Origin of the sequence: Advenella sp. FME57 (assembly GCF_014897675.1) — a bacterium.
Classification (GTDB): Bacteria; Pseudomonadota; Gammaproteobacteria; order Burkholderiales; family Burkholderiaceae_B; genus Advenella.
Genome location: NZ_JABUXU010000001.1, coordinates 305,471 through 325,143 on the forward strand (window position 1 = coordinate 305,471; position 19,673 = coordinate 325,143).

Genomic DNA, 19,673 nt, shown 5'->3' on the forward strand with positions numbered 1-19,673 from the left:
GCGCTTTTTCAATTAAAATAAAACTTTAGCATCAATTCAGGCAATTGGCTGGCATGAGGCTGTAGCATGTGCTGCGCCAGCCGGCGTGCGACAATGCCTGCTATTGCCCTTATTTTACGACCCCTGGTGCCCGCATGTCCTCAAAATCCCCTGTATCCTGGCCGTACCCCGCCGTTATCGCACATCGTGGCGGCGGCTGCATTGCCCCTGAAAACACGCTTGCCGGCCTGCGCTGCGGCTACGACCATGGCTTTATCATGTCGGAGTTTGACGTCAAGCTCAGCGGCGACGACGTATTGATTGTGCTGCACGACGACACAGTGGATCGCACCTCTGACGGCACGGGTGCGGCAGCCGGCATGCCATTCAAAGCGCTGGGCCAGTTGGATATGGGCAGTTGGCATTCGGCCTGGTACGCAGGGGAGCCATTGCCGGCCTTCAGCCAGTTTGCCCGCTTCATTTTGGAAAACAGCCTGCTTTGCAATATCGAAATCAAACCATGTCCTGGCCGTGAAGCACAAACCGGCGCCGCAGTGGCCCAGGCCGTGACGCAATGGTGGGCAAATGGCGGCGTCGCCCCGCTGGTTTCGTCCTTTTCACGCGAGGCGCTGGCTGCCTTTGCACGCGATGCCGCCGATGTGCCACGGGCTTTCCTGATCGACACCCTGCCCGAAGATTTTGAAAGCACGCTCGAATCGCTGGGCTGCCATGCCATCAATCTGAACCAGAAATATCTGGACGAACCTACGATCGCTCGGATCCACGCCGCCGGCTACAAAGTATGCGCCTATACGGTCAATGATTACCGTCGGGCCAAACAGCTGCTGGCCTGGGGCTGCGATGCCATTTTCACGGACGAGCTCGTCCGCATTCCTGCCGATCTCGGCGCCTATTAAAGTACTGCCACATGTTCAGTTACCGTCACGCATTTCACGCCGGCAATCATGCCGACGTGCTCAAACACGCAGTCCTGTTGCATATTCTCGATTATTACAATCGCAAGGACGCGCCCTACTGGGTCATTGACACCCATGCCGGTGCCGGCGTCTATGATCTGACCGATGCCTGGGCGGAGAAAACCGCCGAATTTCGCGACGGCATCGAGCGGCTGTGGCACCTGCCCCAGTTGCCCGCGCTGCTGGCCGACTACGTCGACCATGTGCGACAGCTCAATGATCAGGGTGGCCTGAGCGTCTATCCTGGCTCGCCATGGATCGCATTGCAGTTGATGCGCCCTGTGGACAGGCTGCGCCTGTTCGAACTGCATCCTACCGAAATCACGCATCTGGATGAAAATATACAGATGCAATCGCGGGATGTGGCAAGACAGGTCAGCGTCTTTGAGAAAGACGGGTTTACCGGCCTGCTCTCGCAACTGCCACCTGCCCCACGACGCGGCATTATCCTGATTGATCCGTCCTACGAAGACAAGAATGACTACCGCCATACCCTGACAGCCATCAGGGAAGGTCTGAAAAAATTTGCGACCGGCTGCTTTGCGGTCTGGTACCCGCTGGTGCGGCGTAAAGAAGTGCACGATATGCAAAAGCAGCTGGAAAAGATCAGCGACGCAAGCTGGGTGCACGTTCGCCTGGCGGTAAAAAGGCCGCCGGAAAACGGCTATGGCCTGTATGGCAGCGCCATGTTTGTTGTCAATCCACCATATACCCTGGTGACGGCACTGCGCCAAGCCATACCCGTGCTGGAAAAACAGCTGGCACAGGACGATCAGGCGCAGTGTTCACTCACTCATCAGGATAAATAATTTCCAGCACTTCCAGTTGTTTGACGCCTGAAGGCGTGCGCAACGTGACCGTGTCGCCTTCCTGGGCCTTGAGCAGCGCCCGGGCGACCGGCGAAATCCAGCTGATTTTCCCCTGCAGGGGCTCGGCTTCGTCAACGCCTACAATGGTGATACGAAACTCTTGGCCCAGTTCATCGCAATAGAGCACCTGGGCGCCAAAAAACACTCGGTCGCGATCAGGCTGCTTGCCGGGATCCACCACCTCGGCAATCTCCAGCCGTTTGGTCAGAAAGCGGATCCGGCGATCAATTTCGCGCAATCGTTTCTTCCCATAGAGATAATCGCCGTTTTCAGAGCGATCCCCGTTTGAAGCGGCCCATGACACAATCTGGACCACTTCGGGCCGCTCTTCATTCATCAGATGCGTCAATTCATCGCGCAGCATCGTGTAGCCACCACGCGTCATGTAATTGCGGGTGCCTGGCGGCAGGGCAACGGCCTCGGGACTCTGATCGTCCTCGTCGTCGTCTTCCTTTTCCTTGACAAATGCTTTATTCATAATTTCAGTTGAATGCTTTCCAGACGGGAACAAGGTCGCTTGGCATGGGGGGCAATCTGCCCAGGTCCATGCGGCTTTCCTTGGGACTATGAAAATCTGATCCGCAGGACGCCAGAAAACCATACTGGCGTGCCACATTGGCGTACTGGTGGTACTGATCGGGCGTGTGTGAACCGGTAACGACTTCGATCCCCTTGCCTCCCATCAGTTTGAACGTGCGAAACAGCGTCGTGAACTCCCGGCGTGAATACTTGTAGCGACCAGGATGTGCGATGACCGCGATGCCACCGGCGTCATGGATCCAGTCGAGCGCCTCATCCAGCCCGGCCCATTGGCCGGCTACATAGGCGGGCTTGCCATCGGCCAGGTAGCGATCGAATACATCCTGCATACTTTTGCAATATCCCTGCTCAACCAGATAGCGTGCGAAATGGGTTCGGCTCAGCAAGTTCGGGTTACCGGCATAACTGAGGGCGCCCTCATAGGTTCCGGCAATCCCCAGTTCAGCCAGCTTGTCTGCCATCAGATGGGCACGCGTCTCGCGATCTCGCCGAATCTGTTCAAGCCCCTGGTTGAGCCGTCTGTTTTCAATATCGATATTGAGTCCTACCACATGCAAGGTGTGCTCGGCCCAGCTCACCGAGATTTCAATGCCCGAAACGAACTGCATGCCCAGCGACCGGGCCGCTTCCCTGGCTTGCGGGATTCCGCGGATTTCATCGTGATCAGTCAGACTCCATAGGGTCACGCCATTGGCGTGCGCGCGCGCTGCTACCTCGACAGGCGCCAATACGCCGTCCGATGCGGTAGAGTGGCAGTGTAAATCTGCCTTGAATGCGAGCGACTCTGTCATGGTCCTTCCTGTAATGCCGATTGATGTTCTATGTGGTCCAGCAACCCATATAAACTGAGTTGTCCAAGCCCGGGGGTTGCGAACGAGCGCTCAAGAGAGGCGCTCTGCAAAAACGCCTGCATAAAAAAGCTGTCATCCTGCTGATATTTTACGCCCTCTGCCCTGCAAAGACATCTCCCGAGCGATTTTATGGCGCGAAGCTGCCTTCGTCGCGGCTCAGGACAGCAGGAACTGGCGCACGGCCTGCACCTGTGACTGCGGCAATAATGAAGGCGCATGGCCTGTTTCGGGGATTTCGATCATTTGCAGGTGCTTATTGCGCGCCTGCATTTGTTCCGCTGTCGTTTTGCTTAACAAATCGGAACGCTCGCCTCGGATCAGCAGAATCGGGCATTGCAATGACTCAAAGGCCCGCCACAGCATGGCTTCACCGGCTTTGAGCATTTTTTCGTCTTTCAGGCCTGCAAAGGCCTGGGCGATCGCCAGGTCATAATGCTGGGTCCACACCTGGCCTTTTTGCACCATGGCCGCCTTGGTAAACGTCACCCATTGCTCATCGCTTAGCGGACCGAAAGCGGCCGCATTGGTTTTCATATGGTTGACCGCATCCTCAAAGGCGTCAAATTGCAGAGGAAGGCCAACATAGCCGGCAATCCGCTCGATAGAGGCCAGCTCGATCGCCGGCCCGACATCGTTCAGGATCAGCTTGCCCAGGGACAGCCCGGTGGTCTTGGGCAACGCGCTGTCGCCCGCCGCTGCGATGGCTGCGTGCTTGGCGCCGACCACGGCGGAAAAAGCCAATGCGATCAGGCCGCCCATGGACGTGCCCAGCCAGTCGAGCGATTGCGGCTGCAATCTTGCCAGCAACGTGGTGATATCCGAAACATACTGAGGCACGACATAGCTGGCAGGATTGGTCAGGAAATCGGATGCGCCGCGTCCGGCGATATCCGGACAGACGACACGATACTCTTTGGACATGGCCCTGGCCACTTCATCAAAGTCATTGCCATTGCGCGACAATCCATGCACGCACAACAGCACCCGTCCGTTGGCCGGATCTCCCCACTCCCGATAGGCCATGCGATGAATACCGGCGGGACTCATGCAGTTGACGAAATTCAAACGGGGCGATTGCATAAAAAACTCCTTGAACGGAATGGCGTTAAACGGGATGCAAAACAGCATATCCTGGGGTGTGGACGCATAGGCTCAGAAGCATCGCAACAGAAACAACGTGTCGCAGGCATGGGGGTCCCCCGGGCCTGATTATCATAAGCTAAAAGCCATCCCAATAGCGCTGCCGCGATGCCCTTGCGCAATTTACCCATAAACCATTGGCGCCGGATCGGATCTGAATCGCGCCAGCAGCAATGGTATCCAGATACAGCTGTGCGGCATTGCGCCAACGCGTCGCCACGTCGCTGGCCGGATGCCCGTAACGATTCAGATAACCCGCCTGGGCAAAGGCAAGGGTCGGCTGCATGGCCTGGACCAACGCCATCGACGATGAACTTGCAGAGCCATGGTGCGGCGCCATAATCACATCAGTCGCGGGAATTGGCGAAGGCGCCTGCAGCAACCGGGCTTCAACAGCAGCGCCGATATCACCAGTCAATAACGCAGAATGATGCCTGCCCTGTATCCGCAAAACACAACTGTGGTCATTATCCGCCTTGGCAGGCATCCCCTGGATTTCGGAAGGATGATAGAAACGAAATTGAACGCCATCGTATTCAAAGCTCACATCGCGCCGACAATAATCAAAGGTCGCTTGCGGGTTTTTCACAAGCAAATTCCGCTGCAGGGCATCCTGTTCGCGTTCCAGGTAATGATTAAGCGCAAATGAGGCATAGGCGTGCTTCACATTAACCTGCTGCAGCACGCTGCCCGCTCCTCCGGCATGATCAATATCGGAATGGGAAATGATCAGCTCGTCCAGCGCATCAATGCCCACGGCCCGCAGATATGGAACGACAACCTGGCTGCCGCTATCGCTATTGGCACTGCTGCGCACGCCCGTATCAAAAAGCAGGTGATGCTGCTGCGTACTGACCAGCACGGCGGCACCCTGCCCGACATCCAGCACGGTCATGAACCAGTCTCCCGCCAATGGTCGGGGCGGCCGAAAAAACAGCACAGGAATCAGCAATACCAACCCCAGCGCACGCCCAGGAATGCCTTTGGGCAGAACGAACACAAACAGCCCGAGCATACCCAGTGCAATCCAGTGGCTGGGTACGGCAGGAAAATCGGGCGTCGCCCATTCGATGCCTGCTAACCCATGTGCCGCAACTAAAACAGTCTCCAGCAGCCGATGCACGCCATCGGCCAACCAGACGGCTGCCGATGGCCACAAGCCGATTGCACACAGCACGGCCAGCAACAGCGCCAACGGCGTAACCAGTCCGCCGATCACCGGGATGGCAAAGGCATTGACCAGCGGCGAAACAAAAGCATATTGTTGAAACAGGCCTATGAGCAACGGCGCCAGGGCAACGCTCATGAACAGCTGCATTTTGGCAGCGTCCCACAGCCGCTGCAAACCACTGACTACCAGAGCTGGCGTTGCCGACACGTGTTGCTTGCTACGGGATCCCCACAACATGAGACTGGCAATAGCGGCAAAGGACAGGCAGAATCCGATAGACAGCACAGCCCACGGATCCAGCACCAGTATGCACAAGGCCGCGAGGGCAAGCAGGGTTACACTTTTTATACGGGCACGCCAGACGACAGACAGCCAGAATATTGCAAGCATCATAAAGGTGCGCTGCGCCGGGACGCCCCATCCTGCCAGCACCGAATAGGTCGCAGCGACCAGCAAGCCCGCGCTGGCGGCCACGATCTGGGCCGGCCTGCGTTCAGCCAATTGCTTGCCTTGCAGACGCAGCCGTCGCCACAATCGAAACACGCCCAGGCTGCCCAGTGCAGCGAGCATCGTAATATGCGAGCCGCTGATAGATACCAGATGCGTGATACCAGTGAGATTGAAGACTTGCCAGTCGTCGTTGCTGATGCCGTTCTGGTCTCCCATGACAAGCGCAATAATCACAGGGCCATAGCGCTTGCCTTGCAAAACCTGGTCCAATGCACGGCGCAGGGAGAACCGGGCCCGTTCAATACAGGGTCCCCATGCGCCACAGACTTCGTCACGCAGCAGGCGCCCCGCACCGATGACCGTACCGCTGGCGCGTACACCCGCAGCAAACAGGAAGGCATCGTAATCGAAGCCATGAAAATTGCGTAATCCATGATTGTGTTTGAGCTTGACCGTCATTTGCCATAGTTGCCCGGGGCGAAGATCGGGCAAGCCTGCCGCCGGCCGTTGCGGTGGCGTAAACGGTCCGCTACGCGCGCCGGTATACCAGCGCAGTAGTACCCTTTCGGGCACGCGCTGCGCAAGCGCACCCGCGACAATGCGCGCCTCGAATGCCCACCCATTGATCAGGTCTCGGGGCAACCCAGTCACTTGCACCTGCACCGATAGCGGGCGATTTTCCAGTCGCCGATCAAGGCTGTCTGCCAGGCGCCATTGCGCCCGCCAGACCGAATACAACATGCCGCTGAGCACGCACAGACCCAGCACACTTAGTGGTAGCGCGACGCGGATGAGGATTGGCATGAACCGGCAAAGGCGTATATCTTTATTGCTATCGGTGCGGTCATCTATGCAGCTATCGGTATGGTGCCTTGCGTTGCCCTGTGTTGCCCGGTTTGCTGCGCTTACCCGCTGCAATAACGAGACTTGTAGCGGTCGAAATCCCTTTGACGACACCCGCGATGAAGCCTTCAACGACCAGCAGATACACAGGCAGGCCAGCCATACAGGGATCAGCACACGCACAGAAGGCAGCACCGGGCACCATTGCACAATGGCAATGCCCAACGAGAAGCAGAAAATCCAGACGAACGCAGGTAAATGCAAGCGGTGTGCAACCGGCTCGGGAGCGCTTGCCGCGAACGTGCCGCGCGCAGGCGAACATTGCGTCGCGCACTCAAGAGGTGAACGGTGAAAAACGGAAAGCGTAGCGCGCGCGTGCATAAGGCCGGGTCAGGATCAACAATCTTACTGCTGTCATTGTTCAACGGCCCGAGCTACACAGCAAGGTGCTCGTGACTGATTTATCAATCAGGCCATACGACAAGCGCCGCCAAGAATGGACTGCGTACCGCCCGTCCCATCATGGAGCAATCTGGCCTTTGCGATTGCCGCGTACCATGAGGTATAGCCACAGGCTGCAGACTGTACGGCGCCTAAATTTACCATGCCTGCCTGGTTCGGGCCTCAGGACGCTGCCAAGCGAGGCAGAACCTGCAAGGATGTTGCGCCGGTAGCCTGGGCAATCTCATCGACCGACTGGTCGCGCAATTGAGCCAGCACCTGGGCGATGGCCGCAATCTGCTCCGGTGTATTGCGCGGATGATCCTCATGCAGCCAGGCCGGGGGAATATCCGGAGCGTCGGTTTCCAGCACGATATTTGCCAGGGGAACGCGGCAGGCCAGCCGACGGATCTGATGCGCACGGGTAAACGTCATTGCGCCACCGAAGCCTAAAGCAAATCCCAGGCCAACAAAATGATCAGCCTGCTGATCGCTGCCATTGAAAGCATGGGCAATACCGCCGACGCCCGGGTAGCGACGCAGGTACTTCAAAATAATATCCTGAGAACGACGCACATGCAGCAGCACAGGCAAGTCATACTCGCGCGCCAGTTTGAGCTGCTGCTGGTAGAAAAACTCCTGGCGTTCGCGCGGCGGCCCCTGGGCAATATCCTTCACGAAAAAATCCAGGCCGATTTCGCCGATGGCGACAAATCGCGGATCAGCCAAAGACCGCTCTACTTCCTGCGCCAAGATATCCAGATCATCCTCGGCCGCATGCGCAACGAATAAAGGGTGAATACCAAGTGCATAATAGCCACCGGCAAAAGAATGAGCCAGTTGCCGAACCATGGAAAAATTACTGCGCCCGATGGCGGGAATGACGATCTGCCTGACTCCGGCGTGTTCAGCACGCGCAATAACAGCATTGCGATCGTCATTGAATTCGGATGCGTCGAGATGACAATGTGTATCTATGAACATGACCTCTCCTTCGCGCGGCAGCGCGTTGCGTGTGATTATGTCGCCTGCAACACGCCCCGTTCCATCAATAGTTGCCGGTCGGCCAGCGACGCCAGTTTGCCATCATGGGTCACAATCACAAACGCCGTTTTGAATTCCGTGTTCATTTGCTTGAGCAAAGCAAACATGCTGGCCGCCGTTTCACGATCCAGGTTCCCTGTAGGTTCATCGGCCAGCACGCACACTGGTCGCGTTACCAGGGCTCGCGCCAATGCCACACGCTGACGCTCACCGCCCGACAGTTGTCCTGGTGTATGATGGATCCGCTCTTTCAGGCCTACACGTTCAAGTACAGCCTCGGCCTGGGAGCGCGCCTGCTTGCGATCCATTCGTCGCACGATCAATGGCATGGCCACGTTATCCAGCGCATTGAATTCATTGAGCAGATGATGAAACTGATAGACAAAGCCCAGGCTCTCATTGCGAATACGGCTGATGGCCTTTTCAGGCAGCGCATGGGTCTGCTGTCCATTGATCAGGATCTGGCCCGAGGTAGGCTTGTCTAACAGACCCAGCATATGCAGCAAGGTACTTTTCCCCGAGCCCGATGCGCCAATAATGGCGACCATTTCGCCGGCAGAAACCTGCAGCGACACGCCTTTCAGAATATCCAGGCGCGCGTCTCCGTCCTCGTAATATTTGACCACATCGCGTGTTTCCAGGGCATAAGAATCCTGTTGCGTGGCGGTATTTTCCGGCTTAATCATGGCGCAGCACCTCTGCAGGTTGCAGGCGGGAAGCCCGCCAGCTTGGGTAAATAGTAGCCAGCAACGACAGCACCAGCGACGTGATGCCGATCAGGCCGATGTCATCCACTTCGGGGTGCGATGGCAGCGTACTAACGAAGTAAATGCTGGGATCCAGGAAATGGATGCCGAACAGCCGCTCAATGAAAGGAATCACCACATCGATATTGTAAGCAACCAGACAGCCGCACAATACGCCCAGGAAGGTTCCGATAAAGCCGATCAACGAACCCTGCACCAGAAAAATCTTGCCGATCTGAAAGGGGCTGACGCCCAGCGTGCGCAAAATCGCAATATCCGACTGCTTGTCCTTGACCGCCATCACCAGCGACGATAGCAGGTTGAATGCAGCGACCGCGACAATCAGAACCAGAATCAGGAACATCATGCGCTTTTCGGTTTTGACCGCAGCAAACCAGGTTCGGTTATCCATGGTCCAGTCACGCGCCACCACCCCTGGCGGCAATGAGTTGGTCAATTGCGTAGCCACTTCGGGCGCACCGATCATGTCATGAATTTTCAGCCGAACCCCTGCTGACCCAACATCGCGAAACAGCACGGCCGCATCTTTTACTGCAATAAAGGCCATATTGGAATCATATTCGTAATGGCCGGACGAGAAAATACCGGATACGGTGAACTGACGCATGCGGGGCGAAAAGCCCGACGGATTGATTGAACCCTGGGGTGTCATCAGCAACAGCGTGTCGCCAACCGTCACGCCCATATACTGGGCCAGGTTGCTGCCGATCACCAATTTGAAGCTGCCAGGCTCAAGGCTGTCGAGCGCGCCGTTGATCATTTGCTGCGGTAATTCCGAAACGTTGCCTTCGTTTTTCGGATCAATGCCGCGTATCTCCACGCCTTTGAGTACATCGCCCCGCGCCAGCATGCCGCCCGCTGCAACAAAGGCCGAGGCGCCCTCTACTTGCGGATTCTGCTTGGCCTGCTCAGCCAGCTTCTGCCAGTTATCCGTGACCGCAACCGGATCTTCATTGGGAACGACCAGCTGGATATGAGGCAGCACCGACAACATGCGATCGCGCACATCAACCTGGAAACCATTCATGACCGACAGCACGATAATCAGCGCAGCAACGCCCAATGCAATCCCGACCATGGAGGTGCCTGCGATAAAAGAGACAAACCGGTCGCCTTTTCTGCCTCGCCCACGCGTGCGTGTCAGGCCGGCGTACCGGGCACCAATCCATAATTCAAAAGGTATTTTCACGTATATTGTTCTTTACAAAGATCAGCATTCCAGCATGGAACAACAGAATTAAAAGAAAATTTCATTTATCTATCATGCGGTTACCGGATAACCGGCGGATACGGCCATAAACGGCGGGCGCAACAAATAGGGATCAAGCCCCCGATGATATCTGAAAACCCCTATGGCTGACAGGCAAGCCCAGACTCCTCTATAAGATTGTATTTCAGTGTATTTTGTTCCGTTCAATTTGCATTCCCATACCGACACCCATTACCCTGCACTACAGACTCAGCTCCCGGCAGTGCCGGTCACAGCTCTGGCCGGGACACTGGCGAGCGCGGTTTGTGCCGTCACTGCACGTCTACATATCAAGTAATGTCGGATAATCGGTGATCGCCATTGTGGTGGCCGAACCTAACCGGTGGCCCAAAAAACAGGGTGCCGGCAAACCCGCAATATTGCAAAAATGAAGCAATGGGTGCGTTAACGCACCCTGCCTTTGCACTGGATTCAGCCCTTTTGCCTGCGCCCATTGCCGGGCTGGTCGCGCAAGTTTCGCTACAGCAGTAAATTGTGCTACGACGTCTGCCTTATGGATCCATGGAACGCGGCCATCACATAACACGTACTTTGTCCACCACCAGCCCGTTGTTCGGCGACAGCAACATTCGAAAAAAAGCGCTGCCAGAACTGCTCACTGGAAAATGACTATTGAAATAATGCGCAGAAAAAATCCGCCGTCCCTGACCGCTGTCATGCCGACGCCGCTGCATAAATGGCACACATGGCGTCTTATCTGATTGAAAAACCAGCAGGATGCTCAGCGTGATGTGCATAAAAACAAATGAACATTCTGGAGTAGATCGCAAAAAAAATATAACAGGCGCCGGGCCCAGGATGAGATATACCTACTTGGGCAGAACGAATTCAACGCGCCGGTTTTTCGCGCGCCCTGACGGGTTATCCTTGCCGTTGATTTCATTTTCGGCCACGGGTTCGGCTTCTCCCCGACCTTCCGGGGCTATCCTTGATTGCGCCACCCCTTCCCGGACAAGAAACGCCGCCACCAATTGTGCGCGAGTCTTGGACAGTTTCAGATTGTAGGCGTCTGTTCCCCTGGCATCCGTATGCCCGATCACTTTGACCACCTTCACCTGGCTATCATGGATGATGGTGCTGATATCCTTCAATGTTGCCTGAGCCTTTGGCGACAAATCCGCGCTATCGAAAGCAAACAGAATATCACTGGCAACGGAAAGAACCGTGCCGCCATCGGCCTTGCGCACGGAGATGCGGCCATTTTCTTCGATAAGCTTTTTCGCACTCTCGGACAGCTCGCTGGTTGCCGCATTCAAATCCGATGAAGCTACCTGTAAATCAGAGGAAGTGGCCTGCAAATCAAGTACCTGAGGTACCAGGTCCAGAACGTACTGGTCAGGGTCATAATCGCTTTGCGCGATCGCCAGGCCTGACAGCCCCAGCGCCAGCAGCATCCAGGATAACCGCGCCATGCGGATAAGATAACCGCGCTGCATTGGCTCATTCATCCGTGGTTGTGAACGGGCCAAGCGGCTCGATATTCGGCAGAAATAACATCAGGCTTTCACCTGCGGGCGGCGCGGGAAACGTGCCGTACCAGATGCCGCGCAATTTCCCCTTGCCGGCCAATACCAGTTTTTCGGGAGCCAATGGCTTGCCTGCGGAGTCTTTCAATAAAAGGTACTTTTTATCTCCAGCCAGAAGGTAAAAGTCGTTTTCGTACGCCGATTTGTCCAGACGCGAATACAGTACACTGATCTTGTTTATTTCCGGGTCCGTTTCTATGAAACGCACTTTGATCGTCACGCGATTACCCGTTTTTACGACTGAAGTCAGCTCTGCCGATGCGCCGCCATCGGCCACCAGACCGCTTGCCAGAGAACTTTGCTGGGCGTCTGCCGCTCCCGTCTGTGAAAAACAAGATAACGGAAGCATGGCAGCAATAAGCAAAGACAGCGAGGTAACGGTAGTGCGAAGTTTCATCTGATTTTAGTCCTGGTTGGTCAGTCTGGTGGATCAGGGTATGGGGATATTTCCAGCATGAAAGGTAAGCGGCAAGAACTCGCCACGACCACTATGCCGATTATATTGACGCGACTATTTCCCTATATCGTTAAGGCAACAGAGTGACAATTATTACATTTGTATACAACCCACCAGGGCGACTCATGCAAGCGCGCTGGCCTTGCTCTGGGCGCCTATTTCCCTGAATACGTCGCGAGTACGGCGTTTCGTTGCCAATCATCATTTTCATTAGCATCCCAGGCGCCTGTGGGCTGTGCATCAGGTGCAGCACGATCAACAGACCCATGGAGCGCATGGCCGTTTCACGGCTCGCCCCTGCCGGGTATGGCTCTGAAGCCGGCTGCTGTCCAGACACAGCAAAAAGATGGCGCCAATGACAGTTGTCATGGGCGCCATCCTGGTCACATATATTTGATAAAAAATGCAATGGCTGGGCTATAATTGCGGGCATACAACTATTTTGCGCAAAGGTTTACTTTGAAGATACCTGCCCTGGCCTTTACCGTCACCGATTGGGACAAAATACCGGCTACCGAACATCCGGGCGAGCAAGGCAAGGCATTATGGCGTACGCTCAATATCGGCGACGTTCGCGTGCGGATGGTTCAATACACGCCAGGCTATCTGGCAGATCATTGGTGCGATCGCGGGCATATTCTGTATGTGCTGGAAGGAGAGCTGGAATCACAACTGAAAGACGGCCGCACATTCACACTCACAGCGGGCATGAGCTATCAGGTCTCGGATTTCGGCGATGCAGCCCACCGTTCTTTCACACGCACCGGCGTCAAACTGTTTATTGTGGACTGACAGTATAAAAACACGATCATCAATCGCGCATCAGATCAGCGTTCCTGTCCACTTCTTTTATAGTCTCATCACAAAAGGCACTGGACGTCCAGAGCAGGTGACCGGTGATATTTCATGGCGACATCCCCGTATCACAACGGGCCGTAGTATCATTACAGAATACTATTACTTAACCGCCAACCGTCATGGCGCAACAACACAGATCGCTCAGGTCACTTTGCCCTGGTCGATCAAACCGGGAACGAACCGATAGCGTGGCTTGAACGTTGTCACCCTTCTTTGAGTGCTTCGTCAAAATCCCCTTGAGGCAGATCCGGCAGCTTGGTCCATTCGGACCATTTGTCACTTGATGAAGAAGTGTTTTGCCTGTTCGATTGCCAGATCGAACCGTCATTGGCCACAGTGATTAACACGACGCCACCTGCGTTTAGCGGTGCTGTGGCGATTTGCATGGCTTTTCTGTTCATGGCGTACCCATTTGATAGTTGACTAACCATTATGCCCCTGTGAGCCCGGATTAATGCCATAAACCCTGTAAAAGCAAAAACGGTTCTTCATAAAAGGCCAATACCTGACCCAAGAAGGCAAATGATAGGTAAGATCTCTAGCTTATCTAAATGAGGACAACCAATGAGTATCGATAGTGTATTAATTATTGCAGGTATAGCTGCGTTCCTCATTTTTAATTATTTTTTCCGTTCCAACAACAATACCGAAGAGCAGATCTGGAAACTGATTTCCCGGGATCGTATCTGTCGTGATGCTCAGGTTGACCAGAAAGATCTGAGGATATCGGTCACCAGCTACTACGAAGTGGGTGCGAGCAAGAGCCGCCTTCCGGCGCAAAGCCAATACAATTTCAAGGTATCCTGCAAAATGCCGAGCTCAGGCAGCAGGCGCAGAAAATGGGTGACGATTGGCAACGGATACAGCGTTAACATCACCTCCGACGCCGAGTTGATCGAAGATAGTATCATCCAGGATATCAAGCGCGCACAGGATGAACGCACAGGATAAGTTCATGCGGCCCGGGAAAGATCCGTGCAAACCAGAACGTGCCTGCCTGACCGCCCTCTTGCCCGCCTGACGGCCCTATAGTGTTAAAGCGTCTTTCCCCATCAGTTGCCCGGTGCCTGGCCGCACTATCGTGGCAGCGCTTGCACGCGTTGTCCGCAGGCCACGCTGTTGTTTACAGCCAAAATGCAACACCGGACATTGCCCGTACCCAGGAGCACGCCCGTCGCCGTCCTGTTGCAGATACGCTTGCTGCCGAGACTTAGCCGTTATAATCCCCTGATCGGTCACTTAAATTGAAGCCATCTGAGCGCGCTGCACGCCTTCCTGCACAAAGGTCCCGCACTGGGACCGCGATGCACCAGCAATGAATGGCGCCTCATGCGAATCCATGTCCCAAACTCTTTCATTTTCAATATTTCTCAATAAACCAGAATCCCTGGCACTGCATAGAACCTGGGTTTTGATTATGCGCACCTGTCCAGCATGGAACTGATCATTCCCGGGGCGCTGCCCCCGCATTCCGTGGCGGCCGAAACCGCCATCCATTTGGAAAAAACCGCGCCGCTACTGCGACGCTTGTTCGAATACGCCACCCCGCATATTCACCTGGCCGATCCAGACCTGACAGGCTGCACGCCATACGAAGCCTGGCTGGTGCAGCATTATCAATTTACGCCCACGCCTGGCCAGGCACCCTGTGCCGCCCTGGCACCAATTCTGGTGCCGCAAGCGCAGAGCGCTGAACCCGTCTGGCTGTTTCAGCTTGCACACTTTGGTCTGAGCAACAGCGGCGCGCACATGCTGACCGCGAGCGACATTGCTGTGACAGAGCAGGAAAGCATGGCGCTTTATGAAAGTGCGGCTGATATATTTACCGATACCCCGTTCACCTTGACCGGCCACACCGCTGAAGGCTGGACAGTCGCCGTACCGGACGGTTTCAGTTTGCCGTCATGCAGCCCGACGCTGATTGCCAGCGCCGATCTGGCACACGCCTGGCCCCAGGAGGATGCCTTCAAACCCTTGCGCCGCCTGCTCAGTGAACTGCAGATTGCGTGGCATCATCACCCCGTAAATGAGACGCGACGCGACAGGCAAATGCCGTTGATCAATGGCGGCTGGCTGTTTGGCGGCGCCGCGCCGGCGCAATTGGCCGCACCATCAACGACAATGCCGATCATGATACGCGACCTGGAAACGCCTCATCGCCAGCGCCAATGGGGCCACTGGCTGGCGCGGTTGCCGGCAGTGGAGCGCACACTTACACTTGAACTGGCGGCAGCCCTTAAAACCCAATCTAGGGGCAACCCTGTTACCATGCCAGTCAGCCTGATCCTGACCGGCGACGACCGATGGGTCACGCTTACCCTGGAACCTACACCGGTGCTGCTCAAGTGGCTGCCCGGTCAACGCAAGCAATGGAAGCAATGGTGGTCTCAGTAAAAATCACAGCCCGTCTGGTGAATCCGGACTATGAAAAACAATTGCAGGAAAGTGGCATTCACACGCTGCTGGCCCGTCTGTGGGCCGCGCGCGGCGTGGCCTCGTCCGAGCAAACGCGCCTGTCCTGGAGCGACCTGATCAACCCGTCTGAACTCAATCAGGCCGACAAGGCTGCGGCCATTCTTGCCGATGCCATCGCCGCCAAGAAAAAACTGCTGATTATTGCCGATTACGACTGTGATGGCGCCACCGCATGCGCTGTCGCCCTGCGTGGTTTGCGCGCCTTTGGCGCCGATGTGGATTTTCTGGTGCCAAACCGATTCGAAACCGGCTATGGCCTGTCGCCCGCAGTGGTGGAGCTGGCCAGCCGACACCATGCCGGCAAGCCGGATATGCTGATTACGGTGGACAACGGCATTGCCAGTATCGATGGCGTACAAGCGGCCAACGACCTTGGCATGCAGGTACTGGTCACAGACCATCACCTGCCTGGCGATGCGCTGCCCGAAGCCATCGCGATCGTGAATCCCAACCATCCCGAATGCCAATTTCCTTCCAAGAACCTGGCCGGCGTGGGTGTGATCTTTTATGTCTTGTTGGCGCTGCGCGCGGAGTTCCGCCGCCGTGGCTGGGTTGATGCCAAGGCGGGCCCCAGGCTTGACGCGCTGGCCGATCTGGTCGCGCTGGGAACTGTGGCCGATGTGGTGCGGCTGGACCCCAACAATCGCCTGCTGGTATCGCAGGGATTGAAAAAGATCCGTAATAATCAGTTGCAGCCCGGCCTCAAAGCCCTGTTCCTGGTCGCCAGTTGCGACAACCGTGAAGCAACAGCACTGGATCTGGGTTTTCGCATCGGCCCGCGCATCAATGCCGCTGGCCGTCTGGCCGACATGAGCATCGGGATCCGCTGCCTTACGACGGATGACGAGGCTGAAGCGCTGGCGCTGGCCCGCGAACTGGATACGATGAACCATCGGCGCCGAACGATCGAACAGGATATGAGCGAGCAAGCCCAGGCCAGCCTGGAAGCGCCTGAAAAGGCCCGCAATGCCACTGTCTGCGTTTTTCATCCAGACTGGCATCAGGGCGTGGTGGGGATTGTAGCGTCACGGCTGAAGGAAAAATTCTGGAAACCCACCCTGGCCTTTGCCCCGGGCGACCCCGGCGAGCTACGCGGCTCGGGCCGGTCGGTCCCTGATGTGCATTTGCGCGATGTACTGGATCTGGTGTCCAAAACCCATTCGGGCATGATTCTGAAGTTCGGGGGGCACGCCATGGCCGCAGGACTGACACTGCGTCAAGAGGCTTTTGCCGAATTCGAAGAGGCCTTTGACCTGGCGGTACGCCGCATCAGCGGCAAAGACAGCTTTGAGCCGCTGATCGAGACCGATGGGTCGCTGGATCCCCTTTTTACGACAGCAGAAGTGGCCGGCATGTTGCACGAGCATGTGTGGGGTGCTGGTTTCCCTCCCCCGCTTTTCCGGGACACGTTCAGAGTCCTTAATCAGCGTCTGCTCAAGGAAAAACACCTCAAATTGCGCCTGGAACGCATGAACCAGCAATACGATGCGATCTGGTTCAATCATGCCGAAGCATTGCCTGAATATACCGATCTTATCTATGAAATTGCACCCAATGCCTGGAATGGCGTTGTAAATGTGCAACTGATGGTGCGTCACGCCGAGCCTGCTGCCTTCTAGGGGTATCGCGGCGGCGTGCCATTTATTACGATCGCTATCAAACGGGCCGTTTTCAGGTATTCTTGTTACAACGTTTACCGTCCCGACAAGGCAAGCAGACGGCAATTTGTTACGCTGCCCTTTTATTTCCCAAGAAAATTATGAAACTTACCAGCGCCCTTCTTTTTACCCTTCTGACTTTGACCGCCTGCACGACGACCGGCACACCCGGACAGCATATTGATGGCGTGGTTGGCACGGTCGGCGGCGCCTTCGGCAACGTATCCGGCCAGCAACCTGCACGCTGATAGCTGCAGCTTCAGTTCTAAATCGCGTGTACAAGCGCTGGTCAAGTTTTGCAGCCGAATGTCGGCATTCGGCCAGCCATGGCGCGTGGGTGCGCTAAAATAATGGGTTAAGCAAAATTACTCAGCAAGGGAATAACACGCATGGAAGCAGAACGTCAAAACCAACTCGCCGCCCGTCTCGAAGACTACGCTGAGCGCGAGGACGCGCTTCGGAGGTATCTTTGACGTCGAATCTAAATCGGAACGACTGCAGGTAGTCAATCTGGAGTTGGAAAATCCAGACGTCTGGAACGATCCCGAGAAAGCCCAGGAGCTAGGCCGGGAGAAAAAGACACTGGAAAACGTCGTCCTTGTCCTGGATGAACTCCAGCAAAACATCCGCGATACGCAAGAACTGTTCGAACTGGCCAGTGCCGACGATGACGATGCGACCCTGCTTGCCATCGAAGAAGATACCGACGGCTTTGGCAAGATCATAGACGGCTTCGAGTTTCGCCGCATGTTCTCCAACCCGGCCGACCCCCTCAATTGCTTTGTCGACATCCAGGCCGGCGCCGGTGGCACCGAAGCCCAGGACTGGGCCTCCATGCTTTTGCGCCAATACCTCAGATATTGCGAACGCAAGGACTTCAAAACCGAAGTGCTGGAAGAGTCAGATGGCGACGTAGCCGGCATCAAATCGGCAACCATCAAGGTAGAAGGCGAATACGCATTCGGCTATCTGCGCACGGAAAGCGGTGTACACCGACTGGTGCGCAAAAGCCCGTTCGACTCCTCCAATGGTCGTCACACATCCTTTGCCAGTGTTTACGTCTACCCCGAAATCGATGACTCCATCGAGATCGACATCAACCCTGCGGATTTACGGGTCGATACTTACCGCGCCAGTGGCGCAGGGGGGCAGCACATCAACAAAACCGATTCGGCCGTGCGTATCACCCACGCGCCCACTGGTATTGTTGTACAGTGCCAGAATGACCGTTCGCAACATCGCAACCGGACCGAAGCCATGTCCATGTTGCGCTCCAAATTGTACGAGCTGGAAATGCGCAACCGCCTGGCTGAACAGCAGAAACTGGAAGACGCCAAGACCGAAGTGGGCTGGGGTCACCAGATCCGTTCCTATGTGCTGGACAATAGCCGCATCAAGGATCTGCGAACCAATGTCGAAATATCCAATACCCAAAAGGTGCTGGACGGCGATCTTGACCCGTTTATCGAAGCCAGCTTAAAGCAGGGAGTCTGATATGAGTGGAACCATCGCTATCGTTACCGGTGCCTCGCGTGGCCTGGGGGCAGCACTGGCCCGCAATCTGGCGGGCAGCGCGCGCCAGCTCATTACCGTATCGCGCAACAGCGACCAGCAAACGCAGCGGCTGGCCGAAGCATCCGGGTGCCAGCATGTTCATTATGGTCATGACCTGTCAGATGTGCAGCATATCGAAGCGGCTGCATTGGGTATTTTTGCCCAGCTGGATCAGACCGCAGACCAGTATCTGCTGATCAACAACGCCGGTTCGCTGGGCCCGGTCGCCCAGTACGATACGCTCGACGACGCCCATGCCATATCCAGCACTTTCAATCTGAATGTGACCAGCGCCATGCTGCTGACCACCGCCCTGCTACGCGCCACCCGCGCGCTGAGCGCCGATGTACGGGTCGTCAACATCTCCTCGGGCGCCGGACGCTCTCCCACAGCCGGCTGGGGCGTGTACTGCGCTACCAAGGCTGCGCTGGACATGTATACACGCGTCGCCCGTCTTGAAGCGCCGCACGCCAGGCTGGTTTCGCTTGCCCCCGGCGTCATCGACACTACCATGCAGGCCACTATCAGGTCCGGCAACACAGACGATTTTCCCGATCTGGCGCGCTTTAACGCGATGAACGAAACGGGTGTGCTGCGCAGCCCCCAGGCAGTGGCAGAAAATCTTATCCGGTATATCAATAGCGAGCACTTTGCGAGCAAAGAGCTTGATGATATACGCCAGTACAGCCAGTAAGCAGGCAATAGCGGTGTCGTAGCCCTGTCTGGGCAGCGCACCGCAATGTTGTAACCCCATTCACCCTGACATGTCAGATGTGCCTGACATGCCAAGCTAAACATCAGTA

Annotated in this window: 20 protein-coding genes; 10 read left to right on the top strand and 10 right to left on the bottom strand. The window is 56.0% G+C overall.

Annotated features, from left to right (window positions below; genetic code table 11):
- Positions 1-134: 134 nt before the first annotated feature.
- Positions 135-896 (top strand): glycerophosphodiester phosphodiesterase, encoded by a 762-nt coding sequence (gene ugpQ, locus INT32_RS01345; protein ID WP_193086931.1) that lies wholly within the window; start codon positions 135-137, stop codon positions 894-896.
- Between the two features lie 11 nt (positions 897-907).
- Positions 908-1,765, top strand: coding sequence for a 23S rRNA (adenine(2030)-N(6))-methyltransferase RlmJ (locus tag INT32_RS01350; RefSeq protein WP_193086932.1), 858 nt, complete (start codon positions 908-910; stop codon positions 1,763-1,765).
- Here INT32_RS01350 and greB read toward each other — a convergent pair.
- The 4 genes from greB to INT32_RS01370 form a co-directional block, all read right to left on the bottom strand.
- Positions 1,746-2,303 (bottom strand): transcription elongation factor GreB, encoded by a 558-nt coding sequence (gene greB / locus INT32_RS01355; RefSeq protein ID WP_193086933.1) that lies wholly within the window; start codon positions 2,301-2,303, stop codon positions 1,746-1,748. The genes INT32_RS01350 and greB overlap by 20 nt on opposite strands.
- 4 nt (positions 2,304-2,307) lie before the next feature.
- A complete protein-coding gene (locus tag INT32_RS01360) occupies positions 2,308-3,156 on the bottom strand; it encodes a 3',5'-nucleoside bisphosphate phosphatase (protein ID WP_193086934.1) in 849 nt (282 codons plus the stop codon).
- 216 nt (positions 3,157-3,372) lie between these two features.
- The gene (locus tag INT32_RS01365; RefSeq protein WP_193086935.1) at positions 3,373-4,296 is read right to left on the bottom strand and encodes an alpha/beta fold hydrolase; all 924 of its coding nucleotides are present in this window, start codon (positions 4,294-4,296) and stop codon (positions 3,373-3,375) included.
- 139 nt (positions 4,297-4,435) lie between these two features.
- Positions 4,436-6,781, bottom strand: coding sequence for a DNA internalization-related competence protein ComEC/Rec2 (locus INT32_RS01370; RefSeq protein WP_226816370.1), 2,346 nt, complete (start codon positions 6,779-6,781; stop codon positions 4,436-4,438).
- A gap of 46 nt (positions 6,782-6,827) precedes the next feature.
- Between INT32_RS01370 and INT32_RS22055 the strand changes: the two genes are divergently transcribed.
- Entirely contained in the window at positions 6,828-7,172 is a 345-nt protein-coding gene (locus tag INT32_RS22055) for a hypothetical protein (protein WP_226816371.1), read from the top strand.
- Positions 7,173-7,444: 272 nt separating this feature from the next.
- Here INT32_RS22055 and INT32_RS01375 read toward each other — a convergent pair whose 3' ends face one another.
- The 5 genes from INT32_RS01375 to INT32_RS01395 form a co-directional block, all read right to left on the bottom strand.
- Complete coding sequence (locus tag INT32_RS01375) at positions 7,445-8,245, bottom strand: TatD family hydrolase (protein ID WP_193086937.1); 801 nt, start codon at positions 8,243-8,245, stop codon at positions 7,445-7,447.
- A 35-nt stretch (positions 8,246-8,280) separates the two neighbouring features.
- Positions 8,281-8,991, bottom strand: coding sequence for a lipoprotein-releasing ABC transporter ATP-binding protein LolD (gene lolD, locus INT32_RS01380; RefSeq protein ID WP_193086938.1), 711 nt, complete (start codon positions 8,989-8,991; stop codon positions 8,281-8,283).
- Positions 8,984-10,216 carry a lipoprotein-releasing ABC transporter permease subunit gene (locus tag INT32_RS01385; RefSeq protein ID WP_226816426.1) on the bottom strand — a complete coding sequence of 411 codons (1,233 nt, stop codon included), beginning with the start codon at positions 10,214-10,216 and terminating at the stop codon, positions 8,984-8,986. Before INT32_RS01385 ends, lolD begins: the two co-directional genes overlap by 8 nt.
- Before the next feature lie 935 nt (positions 10,217-11,151).
- The gene (locus tag INT32_RS01390; protein WP_226816372.1) at positions 11,152-11,778 is read right to left on the bottom strand and encodes an OmpA family protein; all 627 of its coding nucleotides are present in this window, start codon (positions 11,776-11,778) and stop codon (positions 11,152-11,154) included.
- A 4-nt stretch (positions 11,779-11,782) separates the two neighbouring features.
- A complete protein-coding gene (locus INT32_RS01395; RefSeq protein WP_193086939.1) occupies positions 11,783-12,265 on the bottom strand; it encodes a hypothetical protein in 483 nt (160 codons plus the stop codon).
- Between the two features lie 519 nt (positions 12,266-12,784).
- Between INT32_RS01395 and INT32_RS01400 the strand changes: the two genes are divergently transcribed.
- Positions 12,785-13,117 (top strand): DHCW motif cupin fold protein, encoded by a 333-nt coding sequence (locus INT32_RS01400; RefSeq protein WP_193086940.1) that lies wholly within the window; start codon positions 12,785-12,787, stop codon positions 13,115-13,117.
- Between the two features lie 269 nt (positions 13,118-13,386).
- Here INT32_RS01400 and INT32_RS01405 read toward each other — a convergent pair whose 3' ends face one another.
- Positions 13,387-13,584, bottom strand: coding sequence for a hypothetical protein (locus INT32_RS01405; protein WP_193086941.1), 198 nt, complete (start codon positions 13,582-13,584; stop codon positions 13,387-13,389).
- 163 nt (positions 13,585-13,747) lie between these two features.
- Here INT32_RS01405 and INT32_RS01410 point away from each other — a divergent pair, with 163 nt between their 5' ends.
- The 6 genes from INT32_RS01410 (at position 13,748) to INT32_RS01435 (ending at position 19,564) form a co-directional block, all read left to right on the top strand.
- The gene (locus INT32_RS01410) at positions 13,748-14,134 is read left to right on the top strand and encodes a hypothetical protein (RefSeq protein ID WP_193086942.1); all 387 of its coding nucleotides are present in this window, start codon (positions 13,748-13,750) and stop codon (positions 14,132-14,134) included.
- Positions 14,135-14,617: 483 nt separating this feature from the next.
- Positions 14,618-15,577: a hypothetical protein gene (locus tag INT32_RS01415; protein WP_193086943.1), complete on the top strand. Its 960-nt coding sequence runs from the start codon at positions 14,618-14,620 to the stop codon at positions 15,575-15,577.
- Complete coding sequence (gene recJ, locus INT32_RS01420) at positions 15,565-17,277, top strand: single-stranded-DNA-specific exonuclease RecJ (RefSeq protein WP_370540160.1); 1,713 nt, start codon at positions 15,565-15,567, stop codon at positions 17,275-17,277. The genes INT32_RS01415 and recJ overlap by 13 nt, the downstream gene beginning before the upstream one ends.
- Before the next feature lie 140 nt (positions 17,278-17,417).
- Positions 17,418-17,564, top strand: coding sequence for a hypothetical protein (locus INT32_RS01425; protein WP_193086944.1), 147 nt, complete (start codon positions 17,418-17,420; stop codon positions 17,562-17,564).
- 141 nt (positions 17,565-17,705) lie between these two features.
- A protein-coding gene (prfB, locus tag INT32_RS01430) for a peptide chain release factor 2 (RefSeq protein ID WP_193086945.1) occupies positions 17,706-18,810 on the top strand; the annotation gives its coding sequence in 2 pieces (ribosomal slippage) (positions 17,706-17,786 and positions 17,788-18,810; 1,104 coding nt in all).
- A gap of 1 nt (position 18,811) precedes the next feature.
- A complete protein-coding gene (locus tag INT32_RS01435; protein WP_193086946.1) occupies positions 18,812-19,564 on the top strand; it encodes an SDR family NAD(P)-dependent oxidoreductase in 753 nt (250 codons plus the stop codon).
- The last annotated feature ends 109 nt before the right edge of the window (positions 19,565-19,673 follow it).